Annotated in this window: 19 protein-coding genes; 9 read left to right on the top strand and 10 right to left on the bottom strand. The window is 68.0% G+C overall.

What is annotated here, in order from left to right; genetic code table 11:
• Positions 1–2: 2 nt before the first annotated feature.
• The 3 genes from ACFQZV_RS03705 (at position 3) to radA (ending at position 3,865) form a co-directional block, all read left to right on the top strand.
• A complete protein-coding gene (locus tag ACFQZV_RS03705; RefSeq protein WP_378750738.1) occupies positions 3–1,367 on the top strand; it encodes an MFS transporter in 1,365 nt (454 codons plus the stop codon).
• 78 nt (positions 1,368–1,445) lie between these two features.
• Positions 1,446–2,399, top strand: a complete 954-nt coding sequence (locus ACFQZV_RS03700; RefSeq protein WP_378750740.1) for an L-lactate dehydrogenase — start codon at positions 1,446–1,448, stop codon at positions 2,397–2,399.
• A 104-nt stretch (positions 2,400–2,503) separates the two neighbouring features.
• Positions 2,504–3,865, top strand: coding sequence for a DNA repair protein RadA (radA, locus tag ACFQZV_RS03695; protein WP_378750742.1), 1,362 nt, complete (start codon positions 2,504–2,506; stop codon positions 3,863–3,865).
• 564 nt (positions 3,866–4,429) lie between these two features.
• On the opposite strand, the gene ACFQZV_RS03690 is transcribed toward radA, so the two are convergent.
• The 3 genes from ACFQZV_RS03690 to ACFQZV_RS03680 all read right to left on the bottom strand — a co-directional run bounded on the left by ACFQZV_RS03690 (position 4,430) and on the right by ACFQZV_RS03680 (position 6,363).
• Complete coding sequence (locus ACFQZV_RS03690) at positions 4,430–4,831, bottom strand: dehydrogenase (protein WP_378750744.1); 402 nt, start codon at positions 4,829–4,831, stop codon at positions 4,430–4,432.
• A gap of 302 nt (positions 4,832–5,133) precedes the next feature.
• Positions 5,134–5,808 (bottom strand): hypothetical protein, encoded by a 675-nt coding sequence (locus tag ACFQZV_RS03685; RefSeq protein WP_378750746.1) that lies wholly within the window; start codon positions 5,806–5,808, stop codon positions 5,134–5,136.
• 48 nt (positions 5,809–5,856) lie between these two features.
• Positions 5,857–6,363 carry an amino-acid N-acetyltransferase gene (locus ACFQZV_RS03680; protein ID WP_378750748.1) on the bottom strand — a complete coding sequence of 169 codons (507 nt, stop codon included), beginning with the start codon at positions 6,361–6,363 and terminating at the stop codon, positions 5,857–5,859.
• Between the two features lie 147 nt (positions 6,364–6,510).
• Between ACFQZV_RS03680 and ACFQZV_RS03675 the strand changes: the two genes are divergently transcribed.
• Both ACFQZV_RS03675 and ACFQZV_RS03670 read left to right on the top strand, forming a co-directional pair.
• A complete protein-coding gene (locus tag ACFQZV_RS03675; RefSeq protein WP_378750750.1) occupies positions 6,511–9,033 on the top strand; it encodes a circularly permuted type 2 ATP-grasp protein in 2,523 nt (840 codons plus the stop codon).
• The gene (locus tag ACFQZV_RS03670; RefSeq protein WP_378750752.1) at positions 9,030–9,926 is read left to right on the top strand and encodes a transglutaminase family protein; all 897 of its coding nucleotides are present in this window, start codon (positions 9,030–9,032) and stop codon (positions 9,924–9,926) included. The genes ACFQZV_RS03675 and ACFQZV_RS03670 overlap by 4 nt, the downstream gene beginning before the upstream one ends.
• A gap of 73 nt (positions 9,927–9,999) precedes the next feature.
• On the opposite strand, the gene ACFQZV_RS03665 is transcribed toward ACFQZV_RS03670, so the two are convergent.
• Entirely contained in the window at positions 10,000–12,522 is a 2,523-nt protein-coding gene (locus ACFQZV_RS03665; protein WP_378750754.1) for an ATP-dependent Clp protease ATP-binding subunit, read from the bottom strand.
• A 194-nt stretch (positions 12,523–12,716) separates the two neighbouring features.
• Here ACFQZV_RS03665 and ACFQZV_RS03660 point away from each other — a divergent pair, with 194 nt between their 5' ends.
• The 3 genes from ACFQZV_RS03660 to ACFQZV_RS03650 are packed head-to-tail and all read left to right on the top strand — an operon-like array spanning position 12,717 to position 14,187.
• The gene (locus tag ACFQZV_RS03660; protein WP_378750756.1) at positions 12,717–13,337 is read left to right on the top strand and encodes a hypothetical protein; all 621 of its coding nucleotides are present in this window, start codon (positions 12,717–12,719) and stop codon (positions 13,335–13,337) included.
• Positions 13,337–13,948 (top strand): DUF2975 domain-containing protein, encoded by a 612-nt coding sequence (locus ACFQZV_RS03655; RefSeq protein WP_378750758.1) that lies wholly within the window; start codon positions 13,337–13,339, stop codon positions 13,946–13,948. Before ACFQZV_RS03660 ends, ACFQZV_RS03655 begins: the two co-directional genes overlap by 1 nt.
• Complete coding sequence (locus ACFQZV_RS03650; RefSeq protein ID WP_378750760.1) at positions 13,945–14,187, top strand: helix-turn-helix domain-containing protein; 243 nt, start codon at positions 13,945–13,947, stop codon at positions 14,185–14,187. The genes ACFQZV_RS03655 and ACFQZV_RS03650 overlap by 4 nt, the downstream gene beginning before the upstream one ends.
• Before the next feature lie 248 nt (positions 14,188–14,435).
• On the opposite strand, the gene ACFQZV_RS03645 is transcribed toward ACFQZV_RS03650, so the two are convergent.
• From ACFQZV_RS03645 to ACFQZV_RS03635, 3 genes are all read right to left on the bottom strand, one after another.
• Positions 14,436–15,182, bottom strand: a complete 747-nt coding sequence (locus ACFQZV_RS03645) for a hypothetical protein (protein ID WP_378750761.1) — start codon at positions 15,180–15,182, stop codon at positions 14,436–14,438.
• 140 nt (positions 15,183–15,322) lie between these two features.
• A complete protein-coding gene (gene cls, locus ACFQZV_RS03640) occupies positions 15,323–16,792 on the bottom strand; it encodes a cardiolipin synthase (protein ID WP_378750762.1) in 1,470 nt (489 codons plus the stop codon).
• 88 nt (positions 16,793–16,880) lie between these two features.
• Positions 16,881–17,093: a hypothetical protein gene (locus ACFQZV_RS03635; protein ID WP_378750763.1), complete on the bottom strand. Its 213-nt coding sequence runs from the start codon at positions 17,091–17,093 to the stop codon at positions 16,881–16,883.
• A gap of 214 nt (positions 17,094–17,307) precedes the next feature.
• Between ACFQZV_RS03635 and ACFQZV_RS03630 the strand changes: the two genes are divergently transcribed.
• A complete protein-coding gene (locus ACFQZV_RS03630) occupies positions 17,308–18,426 on the top strand; it encodes a DUF4192 family protein (RefSeq protein ID WP_378750764.1) in 1,119 nt (372 codons plus the stop codon).
• A gap of 7 nt (positions 18,427–18,433) precedes the next feature.
• Here ACFQZV_RS03630 and lysS read toward each other — a convergent pair whose 3' ends face one another.
• From lysS to ACFQZV_RS03615, 3 genes are all read right to left on the bottom strand, one after another.
• The gene (gene lysS / locus ACFQZV_RS03625) at positions 18,434–19,954 is read right to left on the bottom strand and encodes a lysine--tRNA ligase (protein WP_378750765.1); all 1,521 of its coding nucleotides are present in this window, start codon (positions 19,952–19,954) and stop codon (positions 18,434–18,436) included.
• Between the two features lie 100 nt (positions 19,955–20,054).
• The gene (locus tag ACFQZV_RS03620) at positions 20,055–20,768 is read right to left on the bottom strand and encodes a DUF2520 domain-containing protein (protein WP_378750766.1); all 714 of its coding nucleotides are present in this window, start codon (positions 20,766–20,768) and stop codon (positions 20,055–20,057) included.
• A complete protein-coding gene (locus ACFQZV_RS03615; RefSeq protein WP_378750767.1) occupies positions 20,758–22,560 on the bottom strand; it encodes a PH domain-containing protein in 1,803 nt (600 codons plus the stop codon). Before ACFQZV_RS03615 ends, ACFQZV_RS03620 begins: the two co-directional genes overlap by 11 nt.
• Positions 22,561–22,576 lie beyond the last annotated feature (16 nt).

Raw genomic sequence — 22,576 nt, 5'->3', positions numbered from 1 at the left:
CCGTGCCGGACACCACCACCAACCAGCGCCTCGTGCTGTCGATCGCCGTACTGGCATCGTTCGTCGCGTTCCTCGACGGCACGGTCGTGAACGTCGCGCTCCCGGCGATCCGCAACGAGCTCGGCGGGGGCCTCTCGACGCAGCAGTGGGTGGTCGACTCCTACCTCATCACGCTCGGCGCGTTGATTCTCGTCGCGGGGTCGGTGAGCGATGCGTACGGGCGGATGCTGGTGCTCCGAATCGGACTCATCGGGTTCGGCATCGCCTCGGTCGCGATCGCAGCGGCGCCCACCGCTGAGTTCCTGATCGTCGCCCGAGCTCTGCAAGGAGCCGCGGGGGCGTTCCTCGTCCCCAGTTCGCTCGCGCTCATCACATCGACGTTCCACGGGCCGGCACAGGCGCGGGCGATCGGAACCTGGACCGCGCTCACGACCGGCGCGATGGTCGTCGGCCCCGTTGCCGGCGGCCTTTTCACCGACTACCTTTCGTGGCGCTTCGCCTTCCTCGTGAACGTGCTGCCGATCGGCGTGGCCCTCTGGTTGATGGTCCGCGCGAACGTGCGCGACATCCGCCGACCAGACGCCTCGATCGACTGGCTCGGCGCGATCATGTGCACGCTCGGGCTCGGAGCCATGGTGTTCGCGCTCATCGAGCAACCGAATCTCGGATGGTCCTCGCCTGCGACCTGGGTGCCGCTCGGCGGCGGGGCGCTGCTGTTCCTGGGGTTCCTGCTGCGCCAGCGCACCGTACGCGCCCCCATCCTGCCGCTGGATCTCTTCCGCGTCCGCAACTTCTGGACCGGAAACGTCGCGACGGTCTTCGTCTACGCCGCGCTCTCGCTCAACGGATTCGTCGTCGCGGTGTACCTGCAGCAGAGCGCCGGGCTCACCGCGACCCTCGCCGGCCTGGCGAGTCTGCCCATCACGATCCTCATGATTCTGCTCAGTTCGAGGGTCGGCGACCTTGCCGGGCATTGGGGTCCGCGCGTGTTCATGACCGTCGGCCCTGTACTGATGGGCGTCGGCTCACTCCTGCTCCTCACCGTCGCCGCCGATTTCTCGTACTGGTGGCAGGTGTTCCCGAGCATGATCGTCTTCGGCCTCGGCCTCTCGCTCACCGTCACCCCGCTGACATCGACCATCCTCGGGTCGATCGACAGCACCCGGTCGGGTATCGCATCCGCCGTCAACAACGCCGTCTCGCGCGTGGCCGGGCTCGTCGCGATCGCCCTGCTGGCGCCGATCCTCGGCGGAGAGCTCGACCTCGAGGGGTTCCACCGCGCCGCGATCGTCACCGCCATCCTGCTCGTCGCCGGCGGCGTCGTGTCGTTTCTCGGCATCCGAAACCCCGCGCGCGAGCACGCGTGACGCTCACCAGGCGCGGACTCGTGCCCAATCGCCGACGAACGTGTGCGACCGGCATCCGCCCCTGCCAGACTGTCGACCATGGCAGCCATCGAGAACTCGAAAGTCACCATCGTCGGAGCCGGCAGCGTCGGCTCAAGCGCCGCATACGCCGCGCTCATCCGTGGATCCGCGCGCCACGTCGCCCTCTATGACATCGCCACGGAGAAGGTCGAAGCCGAAGTGCTCGACCTTGCCCACGGCACCCAGTTCACCGGGTCGAGTGACATCTCAGGTGGCAGCGACCTCTCGGTGGTCGAAGGCTCGCATGTCGTCGTCATCACGGCGGGGGCGAAGCAGCGTCCGGGGCAGACCCGCATCGAACTCGCAGGTGTGAACGCCGGGATCATGAAGTCGATGATGCCTCAGCTGCTGAGCGTCGCGCCCGATGCCGTGTATGTACTCGTGACCAACCCGTGCGACGTGCTCACGGTGCTCGCGCAAGAAGAGACGGGGCTGCCACCCGAGCGGATCTTCGCCTCGGGCACCGTGCTGGACACCTCGCGGCTGCGCTGGAAGCTCGCCGAGCGCGCCGGTGTCGCCCCGACGAGCGTCCACGCGTACATCGTCGGCGAGCACGGCGATACCGAATTCCCGCTGTGGTCGAAGGCCACGATCGGCACCGTCCCGATCCTCGATTGGGTGACGCCGCGCGGCGACCGCATGACGAAGGACGAGCTCGACCAGATCGCGATCGACGTCCGCGACGCGGCGTACAAGGTCATCCAGGGCAAGGGTGCGACCAACTACGCGATCGGCATCACGAGCGCCCGCATCATCGAGGCGATCCTCAAGGACGAGCACGCGGTCATGCCCGTCTCACCGGTGCTGCACGATTTCCACGGCGTCGACGGGGTCGCCCTGTCGGTGCCGTCGATCGTGTCGGCGAAGGGGGCGGTCCCGATCCGCGAGACGTCGTTCGACCCGCACGAGCTCGATCTGTTCCACGCATCGGCATCGGCGCTGCGCGACGTCGCGTCGTCTCTGCGGGGCTGATTCTCTGCTTCACCAATCGGATGCCGCACCCGCCCGGGTGACGGCATCCGATTCTTCCGCGGTGTCCGCGCGAGAGTGTCGCAGCCCCGGCGTACGCTGACGGAATGGCGACGCGCAGATCCACCCAGACAGCGCCGTTCAAGTGCACCGAATGCGGCTGGACGACCCTCAAGTGGGCGGGCCGGTGCGGCGAATGCCAGCAGTGGGGCACGGTCGTCGAGGCCGCTGAACCGACAGGCATCACGCGTCGAGTGGCGGCGGCTGCGCCCTCGAGCGCCGCGCTGCCGATCACGCAGATCGATACGACGGATGCTCCCCGGCGCACCACGGGCGTGGGCGAGTTCGACCGAGTGTTGGGCGGCGGTCTCGTCGCCGGCGCCGCCGTGCTGCTTTCGGGCGAACCGGGGGTCGGTAAGTCCACGTTGCTGCTCGAGGTCGCCGCGCAAGCCGCCCGCGCGGGGCGACGCGTGTTGTACGCCAGCGCCGAAGAATCGACCGCGCAAGTGCGCCTGCGCGCCGAACGCACCGGAGCACTGCACGACGGGCTCTACCTCGCGAGCGAGACCGACCTCGCGACGATCCTCGGGCACGTCGACCACGTCGAACCCGACCTGCTGATCGTCGACTCGGTGCAGACGGTGTCCTCCGCGCTGTCCGACGGGGTTGCCGGGCATCCGTCCCAGGTGCGGGAGGTGGCCTCCACACTCATCCGCGTCGCGAAGGACCGCGCCCTCCCGACGATCATCGTCGGCCACGTCACGAAAGACGGAACCGTCGCCGGCCCCCGCGTGCTCGAACATCTCGTCGACGTCGTCTGTCACTTCGAGGGCGACAGGCAAACGTCGCTGCGCTTCGTGCGCGCGCTGAAGAACCGGTTCGGCCCGACCGATGAAGTCGGATGCTTCGACATGACCGGCGCCGGCATTGCCGAGGTCCCCGACCCCAGCGCGCTGTTCCTCGGCCACGGCGACCCGCAGCCCGGCACGTGCGTCGCCATCTCGCTTGAGGGCCGGCGGGCTCTTCCCGTCGAGGTGCAGGCCTTGACGATCAAGACCGGCGCACCGAACCCGCGCCGCATCGTCAACGGCGTGGACGCGGCGCGTGTCGCGATGGTGCTGGCCGTGCTCGAACGCCGCGCCGACATCGTCACGAGCGACCAAGACGTCTACGTGTCGACCGTCGGCGGCGTGCGCTTCACCGAGCCCGCTGCCGACCTCGCGATCGCGATCGCCGTTGCCGGCGCGCTGCGCAACCAGGCGACCCCCCGCACCCTGGCCGCGGTCGGCGAGCTGAGCCTCACGGGCGAGGTCCGACCCGTGACCCAGGCGGCGCAACGCCGCTCTGAGGGAGCCCGGCTGGGCTATCGCGACGTCATCGACAACCGCTCGTGCACCCTGCGCGGAGCGCTGTCCGATGTGCGGCTGCGCGTCCGCTCCTCCCCCGGCGACGACGCCCCCGGATTCTGACCGCTCCCTGACGCGCGCCCGCCGGGGTGGTCTGCCGCATCCGTCGCGCACGCGCGCGGGCACGGCCTGCCGCATCCCGGCACACCCTCCCGCCGAGCTGTCGGCGGACCGTCGCTGCGCTGCCCGCACTCCACCCCGCACCCGCGCGCGCACCCGCCGCTCGCTCTCACTCACTGCCCGCGAGAACCGCTTCTGGCGGCGAGACTCACCCGGAGCAACCGATTCTCGCCGCCAAGAGTGAGTCTCGCGGCATCGAGGCCGGGTTCGTCGGGGCGTTGTCCCGGCTTCACTGGTCGCACATGTGCGCGTCGTGGGACCGTCGGCGCACATTCGCGACCACTGAACCTCGGGTAGGGCGCACCCGACATCCGCCTCAGGTAGGGCGCACCCGACATCCGCCTCCGGCTTCGCCGGTCGCACATGTACGGGTCGCCGGACCGTCGCCGTACATTGGCGACCTGCGAACAGGTGGACGGGAAGTGGGTACGGGGCGGGAGCAACCGTCAGCACGCGCGCGGCCCGCCCGCGGCACCGGACGCGCGCGGCCCGCCAGCGGCCGCGAGGCTACGCGTCGAGCGCGGCGATGATGTCAGCCGGGGTCGCCTGCATGGGATGCGGCCCCGCTATGTCGAGGAACACCGTCGTGATCTCGTCGCCGTGGGCCCCCAGCAGCGCGCGGAGGGCGGCTGGCGACTGCAAAGCCACAGCCGGCGGCAGCGCCTCGGGCTTGTTGGTCGCGTCGCTGAACAGCAAAAGCGCGACCTCAGCGGTGTTCGGGTCTCGGTAGGTCCAGATCTCGCCGACGTCGAGCGGGTTGTCGCGCGCACCCGGCTTCATGAGCGGAACCACCGTCGGCCCGTGCCGCAACGCGAACGCCACAGCCGCCATGTCCTGCGTCTGCAAGGCATCGGCCAGTTGGGTGTTGCGGAACTCGAGCGGTTCCTTCTTCGCGCGCTTCTTGGCCATCGCTCCAGCGTAACCGCGACCCCGCGCAACGCCGGAGGGCGGGACACCGGAGACGAATCTGGCCCCCTCGGGTCGGTCCGTTCGGACCGACCCCGAGAGGGCCGACGTCGCTCACCGATTGTCGTTCGTATGACCGGCACTCGCTGGGGGACGATTCGTTGCTGGGGGACAACGTGCCGAAGCCACGACGGGAGCTAAGAAAAGAGTATGCGCAGGCGCAACAATTTGTCTGTCCCCTTTTTGGGGGACAGACGGCACTGACTGATTCATTGCGCGACAGCGCGAATGACTCGGGGGGACCTTCAGTATAGGAGGATCTGCTTCGATCCGGCAGAGGAAACGCCGCCGATCTCGACGGTGACGTGGTACGACGCACCACCACCGGGCGCTGCCGGCCGATTGGCATCATCGCACGTGCCCACCGCCGAACGTGTACGGTCCCACACAACCGGAGTCGCGCTCTCGACGGTCTGGCCTGCGGCGAGAGTCACGACCATGTCGCTGGGCTCGGTCTGGCAGTCCGTCGATCTCCACCAGGTGTCGTTGCCGCTGGTGACGGTGAAGACCTGCGTCGTCGTCCCCACGTTGAGCGTGCAGTCCTCTTCGCCGTCGTTCGTCACGCGAATCGACAGCTGCGGCTCGACTCCCGAACCGTACGAGTCCTGGTCGGACACGGCCTCGACCAGGATGTCGTTGTGCGCGCACGCCGATGCGCTCGGGGTGGCCTCGGCATCCGTCGTCTCTTCCGGCGCGGCGGTCGCCGACGCCGCGTCGTCGCCGGGCGCGGGAAGCGAGGTCGCCGCGGCCTGTGTCTGCTCCGGTTGCGCGGAGGATGCGTCGCTCGCGCTCCCCCGCCACGGCTGGGCGATCAGCAACCAGATCACCGCGATGATCGCCAGCAGGATCAGCACGAGCACGATCCGGCGACGCCGATACACGGCGGGTGAGTGCCGTCGGCGAGGGTTCGATCCGCTCATGGTCCCAGGGTAAGCGGGTCGATGCGGGTGCCTTGCAGGGCGCGCCCGCTATGCGAGGTTCTTCAGCATCCGTGTGTTGCCGAGCGTGTTCGGTTTGACGTGCGCGAGATCGAGGAACTCGGCGATGCCCTCGTCGGGGCTGCGGACGAGCTGGGAGTACACGTCGGCGTCGACGACCTGTTCCCCGATGACAGAGAATCCTCGTCGCGCGAAGAAGTCGACCTCGAACGTCAAGCAGAACAGGCGTGTCAGTCCGAGCTCGCGCGCGTTCGCTTCGAGGCGCTCGACGATCTGTCGCCCCACACCTCGGTGCAACCAGTCATCAGCGACGATGAGAGTGCGCACCTCACCGAGGTCTTCCCACATGACGTGCAACGCCCCGCATCCGATGACCCGCCCACGTTCGTCTTCGGCGACCACGAACTGCTGGAGCGCCTCATAGAGCACCACGAGGTCTTTGCCGAGCAGGATCCGTCGCTGCACGAGGGGTTCGAGCATCGACTGGATGCCGCGCACATCGCTCGCGCGCGCGGCCCGGACGGAGAAGTCGCTCATCGCACCCACATTACGCCCGGTCCGTGCCCGAAGCCGGAGCGGGACAGGCAGGGGTGGTGGGCGGGCACACCTCGGTTCCGCGTACGATGTGGAACATCCCGGGGATCGCGCATCCGCGGACGCTGGAAGTGAGGGGGTACCGCGAGCGTGAGCGTGCTGCGGGACTATGCGGCGGCGGTGTCGCAGCCGACACTGTCGTTCGAGACGACGGATGCCGCGACCCCCTACGACGAGGTGGTCGACGCCGATGGAAGTCTGCGGCCCGCCTGGCGCACGATGGCGTCGCTCGCGTTGGGATTGACTCCCGACGAGCTGCGGCGAGTCGACGGTGAGATCATGCGGTTTCTCGCCGATGAGGGTGTCACCTATGTCAACCACGGCACCGGGTCTCAGCCCTGGCAGCTCGACCCCGTTCCTCTCGTTCTGGATGCCGCGAGCTGGGCGCGTCTGGAGGTCGGACTCGCGCAACGCGCCGAGCTGCTCAACGCGGTCCTCACCGACCTGTACGGACCGCAGCGATTGCTGTCGTCCGGGACGATTCCGGCATCCGTCATCTTCGGACACTCCGGCTTCGCCCGGCCGCTCGCCCGTTCGACGAACTACGACACACAGCCACTGCTGCTGTCGGGCACCGATCTCGGTCGTGACGCCAACGGCGAGTGGCGCGTGCTCGCCGACCGCGTGCAGGCACCGTCGGGGCTCGGATACGCGCTGCAAAACCGCCGCGTCATCTCCCAGGTGCTCACCGACCTCTACCACGAGGGCGATCTGCACCGCATGGAGCCCTACTATGCCGCCCTCCGCGAAGCGCTTCTCGCCGCCGCGGGCGAGGAGGTCACCGAGCCGAATGTCGTGATCCTCACCCCCGGGCCGCACTCCGAGACTGCGTTCGACCAGGCGTTCCTTGCCAACGTGCTTGGCTTCCCGCTCGTGCAGGGCAGCGACCTCGTCGTGCGCGACGGCTGGGTGTGGATGAAGCCGGCCGGCTGGCCCAAGCGGGCGCCGTCGCAGCGGGTCGATGTGATCCTGCGCCGGGTCGACGCGGAGTGGTGTGATCCCCTCGAGCTGCGGGGCGACAGCCGCCTCGGCGTCGCCGGTCTCACCGAGGCCGCTCGACGCGGTCGGGTGACGCTCGTCAACGGGCTCGGCGCCGGCATCCTCGAGAACCCCGCGCTCCTGCCGTTCATGCCCGCCGCGTGCGAGTTGCTCCTCGGAGAGCAACTGCGCCTGCCGTCGGTGACGACCTGGTGGTGCGGCGATCCCGAGGCACGCGCATCGGTCCTCGCACGGCTACGCGATGGAGATCCGGGGCTGATGGTGCGGCAGATCGACGAGTCCCGCTCGTCGATGTCGGGCCTGTCGGCCGACCAGATCACCGACCGCGTCCTCGCCGCGCCGCACCTGTTCGTCGGGCAGGATCTGCTCCCCCTCTCACACGTGCCGGTCTGGGACGGCGGCGAGCGCGCGACCGGCCGTCCGGTCGTGATGCGGGGCTTCACGCTGCGGTACGGATCGGCGTACCGGCCGCTCGTCGGCGGTCTCGCATCCGTCCGCGAAGACCCGTTCGGGGCTCCGACGACGAAGGATGTCTGGGTGCTGAAGGACGACGAGGCAGACCCCGATCAGGGCCTCCCCGAAGTCGCGCCGATCGACGTGTCGCGCACCGTTCCGCCGCTCGTGCCGCGCGCCCTCGCCGATATGTTCTGGGCGGGACGCTACGCCGAACGCGCCGAAGATCTCTTGCGGCTCTTGCTCGCCACCCACGAACAGCTCGACAACGACGCTGGGAGCGCCGTCCGCGCCGGGCGACTCGACGAAGGCGCCCGGGCTCTGCTCACCGCGCTCGAACGCCTCGCCGGTCCGGGCGCCGGGTCTCCCGATGCCGAGTTCCGCTCGCTCCTGCTCGACCGGTCACGTGCCGGGTCGGCCGCGCACTCGATCGCGCGCCTGCGTGAATCGTTCGAAGGGGTCCGCGACCAGCTCTCCGGCGACACGTGGCGGGTGTTCGCCAACGTCGAGCGCGCCGTCCGCGCCCTCCACGCCTCACCCCGTGCGCACCGATCCGCCGAGTCCGCTGGGCGCATGCTCACGGCGCTTCTCTCGCTCTACGGCGTCACAGCCAACATGATCCGTGACGACGGTTGGCACATGATCGAAGCCGGACGGTTCCTCGAGCGCTCGTTGCAGGTCTGCCACCTGCTCACCGCCACGACGACCGAGCGGCGCACGCTCCGCGCCGATCGTGACGTGTGGGATGCGGTCCTCACGGCCGGCGAGAGCATCGTCACCCACCGGCGCCGCTACCGGCGCGCCGTCCGGCTCACCGACACCCTTGACCTCCTCCTGCTCGACCGTGGCAACCCACGCTCGGTCGCGTTCGCTCTCGCCGAGCTGCGAGAGCACCTGGCGGCGCTCCCGGCATCCACCGGGTCGACACGTGCCGAACGTCTGCTCGGCCAGCTCGAGCAGTCCCTCGACACCGTCGACCTCGATGCGCTCGTGCGGGCCGACGACGCGGAACGTCCGCACCTGGCCGCTTTCCTCGCCGAGATGACCGGCCAGCTCGAACGCCTCGGCGGCGCGGTCGCCCGTCAGTACTTCGAGAGCGGACCGCCCCCCTTGTCGCTGGCCGCGCTGTCGCTGGTCGAAACGATGGGAGCCCGCGCATGAAGTACCGCGTGACGCACCGCACGTCGTACACGTACAGCGGCCCGGTGCAAGACAGCGTCGGCTTATTCCACCTCGTCCCCCGCACCTTGCCGTGGCAACAGGTCACCTCCAGCGACGTGACGGTCACCCCGCATCCTGACGACCTCAACCGCGACGTCGACCACTTCGGCAACGCCACGACCTACTTCCACCTCACCCATCCGCATTCCTCCCTCGAGATCGCAGCGATCAGCGATGTGGAGGTTTCAGCGCCCGTCTACGACGACGAGGCGTTGCAGGCGCCGTGGGAGTGCGCGCGACCCCTCGTCGACACGACCGCGCGGGATGCGTGGGAGGCGACCGAGTATGCGTTGCCGTCGCCGCGCGCTGCGCACGTCGACGCGGCGACCGAGTACGCCGCACAATCGCTCACGCCGGGACGCCCGCTGGGCGAGGCGGTCACCGACTTGATGCGTCGCATCCACGCCGACTTCGCCTACGACGGCACAGCCACCACCGTCACCAGCACCGTCGCCGACGTCATGAGGACGCGCGCGGGGGTGTGCCAGGACTTCGCTCACCTCATGCTCGCGGGCCTGCGCGCCCACGGCGTCGCCGCGCGGTATGTCAGCGGATACCTGGCGACTCAGCCCCCACCCGGCAAGGAACGCATCGTCGGCGCAGACGCCTCACACGCCTGGGTGGCGGTGTGGGTGCCGGGCTCTGGCGAGTGGCTCGCGGTCGATCCGACCAACGACCAGTGGGCCAACGACCGCTACATCACGGTCGCCTGGGGGCGCGACTACGGCGACGTCTCACCGGTCAAGGGCATCATCGTCACCAAGGCGAAGACGTCGACTCTGAACGTCTCGGTCGACGTCGCCCCCGAGAGCGAGTTCGCTCGCACCTCGTGAAACGACGAAGAGCGGATGCCGCGGCATCCGCTCTTCGTATCGTTCAGCGCTGGGTCAGCTCGGAAGCGCCGAGTCAGGAACTCGCGGTGATGTCGGGCGTCGCGGTGATCTCGCCGGCGGCGACACCGATCGCGACCTTCTCGCCGCGCGGGCCGTGCTCGAACGTGAACTCACCGCTCTCGACGTCGACCAGCACGTGGTCACCGGCGTTCAGCTCGCCGTGCAGGATCTTCTCGCTGAGACGGTCTTCGACTTCACGCTGCATGGCACGACGCAACGGACGTGCGCCGAGCGTCGGGTCGAAGCCGATCTCGATGAGCTTGTCCTTTGCCGCATCCGTCAGTTCCACCGTCATATCACGGTCGAGCAGACGCTCGGCCAGACGCTTGGTGAACAGGCCCACGATCTGACGCAGTTCGTCCTTGGACAGCTGCGGGAAGACGATGACGTCGTCGAGACGGTTGAGGAACTCGGGCTTGAAGTTGCGCTTGAGCTCTTCGTCGACCTTGCCCTTCATCCGCTCGTAGCTGGTCGCGGCACTGCCTTCGACCTGGAACCCGACCGGTCCGCCGGCGATCGCCTGCGATCCGAGGTTCGTCGTCATGATGATGACCGTGTTCTTGAAGTCGATCACGCGCCCCTGACCGTCGGTCAGACGCCCCTCTTCGAGGATCTGCAACAAGGAGTTGAAGATGTCGGGGTGGGCCTTCTCGATCTCGTCGAACAGCACGACCGAGAACGGCTTGCGGCGCACCTTCTCGGTGAGCTGGCCGCCCTCTTCGAAGCCGACGAACCCGGGAGGGGCACCGAACAGGCGCGAGACGGTGTGCTTCTCACCGAACTCCGACATGTCGAGCGAGATCAGCGCGGCCTCGTCGTCGAACAGGAACTCGGCGAGCGCCTTGGCGAGCTCGGTCTTTCCGACACCGGTCGGGCCGGCGAAGATGAACGAGCCCGACGGGCGCTTGGGGTCCTTCAGCCCGGCGCGCTGACGACGGATCGTCTTCGACAGGGCCGCGATCGCTTCTTCTTGGCCGATGACCCGCTGGTGCAGGGCCTTCTCCATGAAGACGAGGCGGCTCGATTCCTCTTCTGTCAGCTTGAAGACCGGGATGCCGGTGGCCTGCGCGAGAACCTCGGCGATCAGACCCTCGTCGACGACCGCGTGGGTCGCGACGTCGCCCGACTTCCACTGCTTCTCCAGACGCAGACGCTCGGCCAGCAGCGACTTCTCTTCGTCGCGCAGCGCCGCCGCCTTCTCGAAGTCCTGCTCCTCGGAGGCGACTTCCTTCTGGCTGCGCACGTCGGCGATCTTCTCGTCGAACTCGCGCAACTCGGGCGGGCTCGACAGGATCGACAGGCGCAGACGGGCGCCGGCTTCGTCGATCAGGTCGATGGCCTTGTCAGGCAAGAAGCGGTCGGAGATGTACCGGTCGGCGAGGTTCGCCGCCGCGACGATCGCGCCGTCCGTGATCTGCACCTTGTGGTGCGCCTCGTAGCGGTCGCGCAGTCCCTTGAGGATGTTGATCGCGTGCGGCAGCGCCGGTTCGGCGACCTGGATCGGCTGGAAGCGGCGCTCGAGCGCGGCATCCTTCTCGAAGTGCTTGCGGTACTCGTCGAGCGTCGTCGCACCGATCGTCTGCAGTTCGCCGCGGGCGAGCAGGGGCTTGAGGATCGACGCGGCGTCGATCGCGCCCTCGGCGGCACCGGCACCGACGAGCGTGTGGATCTCGTCGATGAAGACGATGATGTCACCGCGCGTGCGGATCTCTTTCGTGACCTTCTTGAGACGCTCTTCGAAGTCGCCGCGGTAGCGGGAACCTGCGATGAGCGAACCCAGGTCGAGCGAGTAGACCTGCTTGTCCTTGAGGGTCTCGGGCACATCGTTCTTGACGATCGCCTGCGCAAGGCCCTCGACGACGGCGGTCTTTCCGACACCGGGTTCACCGATCAGCACCGGGTTGTTCTTGGAGCGACGCGAGAGGATCTGCATGACCCGCTCGATCTCCTTCTCGCGCCCGATGACCGGGTCGAGCTTGTTGTCGCGGGCAGCCTGGGTGAGGTTGCGGCCGAACTGGTCGAGCACCGCTGATCCGCCCTGCGCGCCCTGCGCCTGCTGCTCGCCGGCGCCGGCGGCGACGCCCGCGGGTTCCTTGCCCTGGTAGCCGCTCAGCAGCTGGATGACCTGCTGGCGCACCTTGTTCAGGTCAGCGCCGAGCTTGACGAGCACCTGGGCTGCGACGCCTTCACCCTCGCGGATGAGCCCCAGCAGGATGTGCTCGGTGCCGATGTAGTTGTGGCCGAGCTGCAGCGCTTCGCGAAGGCTCAGCTCGAGGACCTTCTTGGCGCGCGGCGTGAACGGGATGTGCCCCGTCGGCTGCTGCTGGCCCTGGCCGATGATGTCCTGCACCTGCTCGCGCACCGCGTCGAGCGAGATGCCGAGGGATTCGAGCGCCTTGGCGGCGACTCCCTCACCCTCGTGGATGAGTCCGAGCAGGATGTGCTCGGTACCGATGTAGTTGTGGTTGAGCATCTTCGCCTCTTCTTGGGCGAGCACAACCACGCGACGGGCACGATCCGTGAATCTCTCGAACATCTTCACACCTCCGGCTGGACGCACTTCGGGCGCCTACAGAGAGCGTAACGACGCACGGATGCCGGTATGCCCGTGTTCGCCGTCGGCATACGCCCTCGGCCGTGACGCTGACGCTACCGCGGCTCTTGCACGACATATCGTTCTTCGTTATGTTAGCGCTATTCGATAACAACGATCTTCGATAAGGAGTCGGCATGTCCTCCCCTCCCCGCACACGAACCGTTTCTCGCTGGGATGCCGTGGGTATGGCTTTCTACGCCCTGCTCGGCATCGCGCTCGTCGTTGCGACGACCGTGACCGCCGTCATCCGCATCGTGGAGGTCGTCGCCAACGACGGCGTTCGGGTCTTCGCCCAGTTCGCCGGCACCCCGGCCGATGCTCCCATCGGCCCCGACGGCACCCCCGTCGAAATCGAGCTCGACACCGCCTGGCTCGTCGCACCCGAGCTACCCGTGGCATCCGTCGGCGCGCTCGTGATCGAGCAGGTCGTGATCGTCGCGGCGGTGGCCGTCGTGGTCTTCTGCCTGCTGATGCTGATGTGGAACACGCTGCGCGGACAGGTGTTCAGCCGCGGCAACACGACGCTCGTCGCGACGGCGGGGATCGCGGGCTTCGTCGGCGTGGCCGCGGCGCCGTTCTTCGGCAACATGGGCGCGAACGGCGCCTTCGCGTGGATCTCGGATCGCACGTTCGACAACGTGATCCTCTCAGCGAGCCCCGTCCAACTCCTCGGCCTCGGCTTCATCATCTCGCTGGCAATCACGGTCTTCACCGTCGGCGACCGCCTGCAGCGCGACACGAAGGGCCTCGTGTGATGAGCCGGATCACCCCGCAGGACTCCGGCGTTCGCGGCGTCCTCGATGTCATCGTGTTCGCGTCTCTCGCCGCACTGTGCTGCGTGATCGTCGCCACAGTCAACATCGTCGATCTGGCCTCCCCCAGTGGCGTCGCCGTCTCGATGCCTGTCGTCGCGGACACCGCGAGCCTTGAGCTCGATGGCAGCGGCGCACCCGACGTGTACGTGATCACCGAGGCAACCGTGCTCGTGGCCGAGATCGCGACACCTGCGATGGCGGCGTTCGTGGCATCCATCCTCTTCACCGCTGCGACCGCTCTGACCGTGCTCTTCGCGCTGGTCCGCCTCGCGTTCGCAATCCGATCGGCGCAGTTCTTCTCGCGCGTGACGGTCCGGACGCTGAACTTCATCGGCGCGGTGTTGTTCATCGGCCCCGGCCTCGCGGCGCTCGCCGACGCCTTCGCCCGTAGCGGCGCGTATCGCGCTCTCGGCGTTCCGTACGACGGCATGCATCTCCTTGACTTCATCCCGACGCTCATCGTGTGGGTCGTAGCGCTCGCCGTGGCGATGCTGGCACAGGTCTTCGACCGCGGGCGACGGATGCAGCACGACACGAGAGGTCTCGTATGAGCCCCGCAGACGTCGAAGAGGATGGGCCCACCGGCATCCACTGCCGCCTCGACGAACTGCTGACAGAGCGCGGGATGACACTGACGCGACTGTCGGAGCTCGTCGGAGTCTCGATCGTGAACCTCTCGATCCTCAAGAACGACCGCGCCCGCGCGATCCGCTACTCGACCCTCTCGGCGATCTGCCGGGTGCTGGACTGCGAGATCGGCGAGCTGCTCGTCCGCGCCGACGGGCACTGAAGCCGCCTGCCCGGCATCTGTCAGCGTGCGGGGCTACCGGTATGTCACGGGCCGTGCCACCTCGGCGCCATCCGCTCGCGCGGAAATCACCCGTCGTTCGGCGAAACTTCTGCCGATCGCCCCGAACGACGGCAAAACTCCGAACGACGGCAAGCCCGAGGGCACGACGACAAGCCCGGACGCACGTCAGCTACGGCAGACGCCCGCCGATGCCGTGACCACCGCGGACGCCAGGCCCGCCCGGCAGGTCAGCCGGCCGGGATGACGGGGTTGTTGGCGCCGCGGATCGGAATGGTGACCGCATCCGCGGTCGGGGCCTCGAGGGTGAGCTCGACGTCTTCGACGCCCTGCAGGCCGTCAGCGAAGGCAATCTGCGGGTTGCTGGCGAGGTCCATCGTGCAGGCCTTGTCGGCGGGCAGGCCCGACAGCGACGCGGTGACGGATGCCGTGCCGGTCACTTCGGTGGCGGTGATGTACTCGGGGCACGACGACGAGCCCCACAGGAGCACGACGAAGATGCCGTTGAGGTTCGTCCAGCCCGCGCTGGGCGTGAGATCGGACGGACCCTCGGGCGAAAGCCCCTCGACACCCGACAGCGTGACGCCGCCTTCGAAGCCCGCCCCGGTGACCGAGATCTCGAGGTCTTGCTGCGGGTCCACTCCGTCGGGCACGTCGACCAGCGACACGCGGGGCGCCAGATCCATCGTGCAGGGCGTGCCCTCGTCCGGTTCGGTCAGCACGACATCGAGCTTCGTGCCGTCGAGGGTGACTTCGCCCGCCTCGGGCACACACGTCGACGACCCCTCGGTCACGATGCCGATGATGCGGCCATCGTCGAGCCAGGCGGCTTCGACGAGGGCCCGCTCCGTGCCGTCGCCCCCGGGCACTTCCTGACCGTTCGAGTCAGGGTCGACCAACGTGCCGGTCGCGCAGGCGCTCAGCGTGAGCGCGGCGACGGCGGCGAGCGCGGTGGCGGCGAGGGCACGGTACTTCATGACTGATCCTTCGTTCGGGGGTGACAGACAGATCCGCGGATGCCGCGGCATCCGTCATCTCTATCGTGTCGCACGCGCGGTGAGAATCTTGCTCGCGCGGTCACGCTCGAGTCACGAATATCCGCGAATGTGCCCAATTCCTACTGGAGCGCCGACGTCAACCGCGCGAGGTTGTCGAGCACGGTCGAGCGCAGTGGCTGCTGCGACCATTCTTCGAGGGTGAGCTCGCGGCTGAGCTCGCGATAGTTCTGCTCGACGACTCGCATCTCGCGCACGAACTCCTCGCCACGCACGAGCATGGAGATTTCGAGGTTCAGACCGAACGAGCGCATGTCCATGTTGCTGGACCCGATGATCGCGGCTTCGTCATCGATCGTCATCGACTTCGAGTGCAGGATGTACGGCTTCTGGTACATCCAGATCTTCACGCCCGCGCGCAGCAGCGCCTCGTAATAGCTGCGCTGTGCGTGGTAGACGAGCGCCTGGTCGCCTTCTTCGGATACGAACAGTTCCACCCGGACGCCACGCTGACAGGCCGTCGTGATCGCCAGCAGGAGCGACTCATCGGGCACGAAGTAGGGGCTGACGATGATGATCTCGCGCTCCGCGGCGTACAGGAGCGCCGCGAACAGCTTGAGGTTGTTCTGGAACTCGAAACCCGGACCGGACGGCACGATCTGGCAGTCCAGGTCACCCGGTCCGGCCTTCACATCGAACAGGTCGATCTCATCCGTCAAGACCTCGTTGGTCTCGCTGTACCAGTCGGACAAGAAGACCGCGTTGACGGATGCGACGACGGGCCCCTCGACGCGTGCCATGAGGTCGACCCAATGAAGCCCGCGGCGGATGTTCTTGGGCAGGTTGTAGGTCGAGTCGGTCACGTTCTGCGACCCCGTGAACGCGACGCGCCCGTCCACCACGAGGAGCTTGCGGTGATTGCGCAGATCGGGACGCTGATACTTGCCCTTCAACGGCTGCACAGGCAGCATGAGGCGCCATTGCGCGCCCATCGCGTCGAGGCGACGCATCGTCTGCTTGTAATACGGCTTGCCGCGATTGGCCCAGTGGTCCATGAGCACCCGCACGACGACGCCACGCGCCGCGACCTCTTCGAGGGCGCGGAAGAAGTTGTCGGTCGACTCGTCGGACTGCAGGATGTAGAACTCGACGTGCACGTAGTGCGTCGCCTGACGGATCTCGTCGGCCATCGCGTCGAGGCTCTGCTGATAGTCGGAGATGAGGCTCGCGGCGTTGTCGCCGGCCAGCGGCATCGCCCCGAGGTTGCGGTTGAGAGTCACCAAGGAAGTGAACCATGCGGGGGCGTTGGGACGCAGCGTGCCGAAGTCGAGGCTCTCGCTCGTCTCACGGATGTAGTCGTTGATCTGCTCCTGACGGCGCCGGCGTTTGCGAGGCAGCCGGGGGTTTCCGATGAGGAGGAACAGGAAGACCCCGACGAACGGGATGAAGTAGATCGCCAGCAACCACGCCATCGCCGCGGTGGGGCGCCGGTTTCGCGGCACGACGATGATCGCGGTGATGCGCACGACGAGGTCGACGATGAAGACGAGGATGACCCACCACGTCCAGTCGACGGTGACGTTCAGCTGCATCGGCTCTCCTGTGGCGCGTGGGGTCGTGCCCAGCGTAGTGGCAGGGATGGACAGCGGTGACGATGCGCGCACTGCCCCTGCGCCGAAGTCACGGGGATGCCGGTGAACTGGGCTCGACCGCAGGGTCTGCATCGCGCGGCGGCATGCCCATCTTGGCGCGTTCCTGGGCCTCGATGCGTGCATAGTTGCGGCGCTCGTTGCGGTCGGCGCGGATCACGCTGCGCAACACGAAGAAGAAGATCGCGCTGACGACGACGGTGGGCAACAGCGACCAGATGACCGCGACCCAATACTCGTCCATCGCTCCAGGATACGTCGTCTGCCGGCGCCGGTCGTCCCCCGGTCCTCCGTGACGTCGCCCCGTCTCGGTTCGCGACAGGCACCGCCGCGCTCGGCGTCGGCTTCCACACGACCCGCGTGCAAGAAGCTCTCCACAAGCTGCGATCTGAATCGACTTTTCTGACTACACGTCCTTCCGTCCGCCACACCCCTCTCGCGGCGACGACGCTCGGGCCATGTCATCGATCGTGAAAGCGGCGGATGCCGCACAGTTCCTCTCCCTCGTCCCGCGGATGCTCGGGTTTCGCCCGCGGCAGAGTCTGGTCGTCATCCCCTTCGACGGGTCGACGTCGCTCGGCGCGATGCGCTTCGATCTGCCCGGCGCCGACGCCGAAGTCGACCGCTTCGCGGCGACGATCATCGGCATGGTGTGCCGGTTGGAGCGCGCCGACGGCCTCGCTGCCATCGCGTTCACCGACGACCCCGCTGTCGGTACCGAACTCCCGCACGCCGACCTCTCGACGGCGATCGAGGTACGCGCCGACGCGTGCGGCTTGCGGGTCGTCGATCTGCTCACGGTCACGCCGGAAGTCTGGGGGTCGTTCTATGAGGATGCCGCACCGCGCAGCGTCGCGGATCTCGGCCACGACGACGAGGCCGGCGACCAGCAGGCCGGCGCGACGTTGCCGGAGGTCGATGAAGCCTTGACCGAGGCGACCGACTCGGCTCTCGAGGCATTCGGCGATGCCGTCCGCATCCTGTGCGGCCCCGAAGCGGCAGGTGGACTCGCGTCCGCGGTCGACTCCTGTCGCTTCGATCCCGCCTCGACGCGCGTGGACCCCCAAGCCCTCGCAGCCGTCTGCCGGCTCGACGATCTCCCCGAGTTCTTCGAGAGCGTCACCGGGTGGAATGCCGCATCCGTCACCGCCTACGACCTCGCGGCGCTCGCATGGTGCCTGCGTCGACCGGCGCTGCGAGACATCGCACTCGTCCAGTGGAGCGAGGGCATGTCGGCGGGCGACGAAGCACTGGACGGGCAGTTGCGGTGGGAAGCCGGGGAGGAGTACCCGACGCATCTTGCGATGCGGGTGTGGGGAGAGGGTGAGCGACCGGATGCGGCGCGCCTGTCCCAGGTGCTCGACGTCGTGCGCGTGTGCGCCGCCGCCACCCCGCCGTCGGCGCAACCGGGCGCATACGCGACGGCGGCCTGGCTGTCGTGGGCCCTCGGTAGGTCCACGCACGCCGATGTCTATGCGCGCCGAGCGTGCGAGATCGAACCCGAGCACGGGCTGGCGGAGATCGTGCGGTCGTTCGTCGCCGCGGGGCACCTGCCCGACTGGGCTTTCCGCCGGTGAGACAGGGTTACTTGACCAGCGGAAAGAGAATCGTCTCGCGGATGCCGAGTCCCGTGATCGCCATGAGCAGGCGGTCGATGCCCATCCCCATTCCGCCGGTCGGGGGCATGCCGTGTTCGAGGGCGCGCAGGAACTCCTCGTCGATGCGCATCGCTTCGAGGTCGCCACGGGCGGCGAGCTTCGCCTGCTCGACGAATCGCTCCCGCTGGATGACCGGGTCGACGAGCTCGGAGTATCCGGTGGCCAGTTCGAAGCCACGCACGTACAGATCCCACTTCTCGACCACACCCGCGATGGTGCGGTGCTCGCGCACGAGAGGGCTCGTATCGAGCGGGAAGTCCATCACGAAGGTCGGTCGGGTCAAACCGGGCTTGACGAAGTGCTCCCAGAGCTCTTCGACGAGCTTGCCGTGGGTTGCGTGGTCGGGAACCTCGACGTCCACCTCGCCCGCGAACGCGATCAGCTCGTCGACGGTGGCCTCGGGGGTGATCACACGCCCGGATGCGGCGCTCAACGAGTCGTACATCGAAATGCGGTCCCACTCGCCGCCCAGGTCGTACTCGGTGCCGTCGGCCCACGTGACCGTCGTCGAACCGGCTACCGCAATCGCAGCGTTCTGTACGAGCTCTTGGGTCAGGTCTGCGATGCCGTTGTAGTCGCTGTACGCCTGGTAGGCCTCGAGCATTGCGAACTCGGGGCTGTGGGTGGAGTCGGCACCTTCGTTGCGGAAGTTGCGGTTGATCTCGTACACCCGCTCGATTCCGCCGACGACGGCCCGCTTGAGGAAGAGCTCGGGCGCGATGCGCAAGTAGAGGTCGGTGTCGAAGGCGTTCGAGTGCGTGATGAACGGACGCGCGGATGCACCACCGTGCTGCACCTGCAACATGGGGGTCTCGACCTCGATGAAATCGTGCGACGAAAAGGTCGATCGAAGACTCGCGTTGACCTTCGCCCGGGCGATCACCGTCTCGCGTGCCTGGTCGCGCACGATCAGGTCGAGGAACCGGCTGCGCACGCGGCTCTCTTCACTCAGCTCGGTGTAGAGGTTCGGAAGCGGAAGGACCGCCTTGGAGGCGATGGACCACTCCGAGACCATGATCGACAGCTCACCGCGACGGCTCGAGATGACCTCCCCCGAGACGAACACGTGGTCGCCGAGGTCGACGAGATCCTTCCATGCGGCGAGCGACTCGTCGCCGACGCTCGCGAGGGACACCATCGCCTGGATGCGGTTGCCGTCTCCGGCCTGCAGGCTCGCGAAGCAGAGCTTGCCGGTGTTGCGGCTGAACACCACTCGGCCGGCGACGCCCGCGGTCACACCGGTTTCGGCGCCCGCCTCGAGGTCACCGTACTCAGCGCGCAGCGCGGTGATGGTCGTGGTGATCGGCAGGCTGACGGGGTAAGCGCCGCCCGCGGCATCCTCCCGCTCGGCGAGCAGCCGCTCCCGCTTGGCGAGACGCACGGACTTCTGCTCGAAGACGTCGTCTTCGGCGTTCTCGGCGTCGGCGGATACGGGGGTGTCGGTCATGAAAGGGCTCCTCGCGAAAGTCGCCGCCAAGTCTATCGGCGCGGCCCAGACGGATCCCCGCTACCAGGTGTTGGATGCGAGGCCTCCGACTGACCCGCCGTCAGTCGTCGAGCAGGGCGTCCGGATCCAGCGGAGGGCGGACTCCGGCGCCGGCGAGGGCGTCATCGATGGTGGCGTGGACGAGGGCCGAAAGGTACGAGCCGGGGTTCTCGACGCCGATGTCGGCAAGCAGCCCGGTCGACTGCTCCACGATCGACCGTGAGAACGCCGTCGCGGTCGCGATGGCCTCGGCATACGCGGGACGCTGTGCTTCGGAGACCACGATCGGTTCGCATCCAAGCTCGACGGCGAGGGCTTGGGCGATGGGGAGGACCGGCCCCGGCGCCGACACCGCGGCGAAGCTTCCGGCCAGACGGCGCAGATCGATGGACGTACCGGTGAACGCGATCGCGGGGTGCACCGCGAGGGGGATCGCCCCCTTCGCTGCCGCCGGGCCCAACACCTCAAGGCCCTCGGCGGGGTCGGTGTGCATGACGAGCTGGCCCGGCTGCCAGGCGCCGATGTCGGCAAGCCCGGCGACAAGACCCGCCAACTGGTCGCGCGGTACGGCGATCACGACGAGTTCGCTGCGTTCGACGATCTGCGGCGCGTCGAGCAGCGGAACACCAGGGAGAAGCGCCTCCGTGCGGGCATCGTCGGCCCCGTGCGTGATCCCCACGAGCGCGTGACCGGCACCGCCGAGGGCGAGCGCCATGATCGGTCCGACCCGCCCGGCGCCGATGACACCGACACCCAGCCGTCCGTCACGCGTCACGGTCGCTCCCCTGGTCAGAATCCGCGACGTCAGTCGTGTCTGCGGCGGAAATCGACGCGTCTACGACCTCTTCCGACGCGCCCGCGTTCGGGTGGATATGGGCGTCCGAACGCGCACCCACGGCGCGTGCCTCGGGGCTCACCACATCCGGCACCGGGCCGGCGGCGTCCGCCGAGGCAACAGCCCCCGAAACCGGGATTACCCCGTCGGGAACTTCACCGGAGGCGCCCGAATCCTGATGGGTCTCGCTCACAACCGGCATCGCGAAATCCGATCCACCGGCCCAGCGGTGTGTGCGATCCGACGCCGACGCGCCGATGACCCGGCGGGACACCTCGTCGAACGCGGCGAGCGCGTCGTCACGATCGAGGATGCCGAGGTTGCCCGACACGGTCCCGGTGATCGTATGAGGCTGTAGGTTCGCCACGCGCAGCGCACGGTCGACCGGCCCCTGCGTGATCGAGATGCTCTGCATGCGCGCCAGGGGGAAGATCCCGAGAGTGCGCCACACGACGCCGCGGCGAACGAAAAGCGCATCGTCGGTAACCTCGAACCCATTGCGACGCCACGTCAGGAGGCGCAGCAGCCGAGCGCGGCGCGGAGTCGTCGTGTACGGATCACCCTCACTCGGCCCGAGCAGTCCGTGCTCGAACACGAGTGGCCATTCTTCGCTCGGCAGGCTCGGCAGCAACAGCCGCAGAACACGTTCGACATCGTCACGCGTGCCGACGGGCAGCACCGATGCGAACTGGTCTTGGCTACTGTCCGCCATTCCGCGGCCCGACAGGCGGTTGACCGAGATCGTCCACCACCCGAACGGGCGCCAGAAGATCGACTGCGACACCTGCACGGCGTGGATGCGTCCCGGAGGGAGGATCTCGGTCACCGTCGTGAACAGCCCGAAGGTGATCCGCACCCCGCTCGAGGTCGGGGCGATCGAGTAGCGCAGTGCCCGGGTGATCGATCGGATCCAGTACGCACCGAAACCGAGGAGCGCCGGAACCATGCCGAACAGCACCCACGGCGTCCCGACGATCGATCCGACGATGATCGCGATGATCGCGATCACGAGCCCGACCGTGGAGCCGCTCAGCAACCGCGACCCGATGAGGCGGCCCGGGGGAATCGCGACGACGGACTCGGGTTCGTCCGCCGGCTCTTCCGCCCCCTCGATGAGCCCGGTGATCCCCGCGCTGACCGTCGCCGCCGCGGCCCCGGCTCGCGTTCCCGCCCGAGCGGCGGCATCCGCCCGCGCTTCGCTCAGCTGCGCGCCCGACGCGAGCCGCAGAATGTCGGCGCGAACCGTCTCGGCGTTCGCGGTCGACAGATACTCGAGTTTGACGTTCGAATCCAGGCCCGCTCCCACGACCTCGAGCTTCGCCAGGCCCACCAGACGCGCGAGCATCGGACGCGTCAGGTTCACGCCTTGCACACGATCCAACGGCGCACGGCGGTGGGTGCGGAACAGCACCCCCGAGCGCACTTCGACGTCGTCACCCGTGATGCGGAAGGTGTGGAACCGCCACGACACCCAGAACATCACGATGAGCAGCACGATGACGCCCAGCACGACCAGCCCGGCGACCAGCACGAGATTGTTCTCGAAGACGAAGTCGAGCGGATCGCCGTAGTCGTAGTCCGAGAGCGCCGGGAAGAAGATCTGAATGAAGCGATCGCGGAAATTCGCGATGATGATGCCCGCGACGACCACCAGCGCAAGTCCTCCGCGCAGCAGCGGCGAGAAGGGGTGCATGCGGTGCCATTCGCCGTCGCTGAGCGGCGAGCGCGTCATCGCCCGGGGTGTCCCG

The sequence above is a fragment of the Microbacterium koreense genome, from assembly GCF_042677105.1.
Taxonomy (GTDB): domain Bacteria; phylum Actinomycetota; class Actinomycetes; order Actinomycetales; family Microbacteriaceae; genus Microbacterium; species Microbacterium koreense.
Note: the sequence above shows the minus strand (reverse complement) of the source record. Positions and strands in the feature narration are given on the sequence as shown.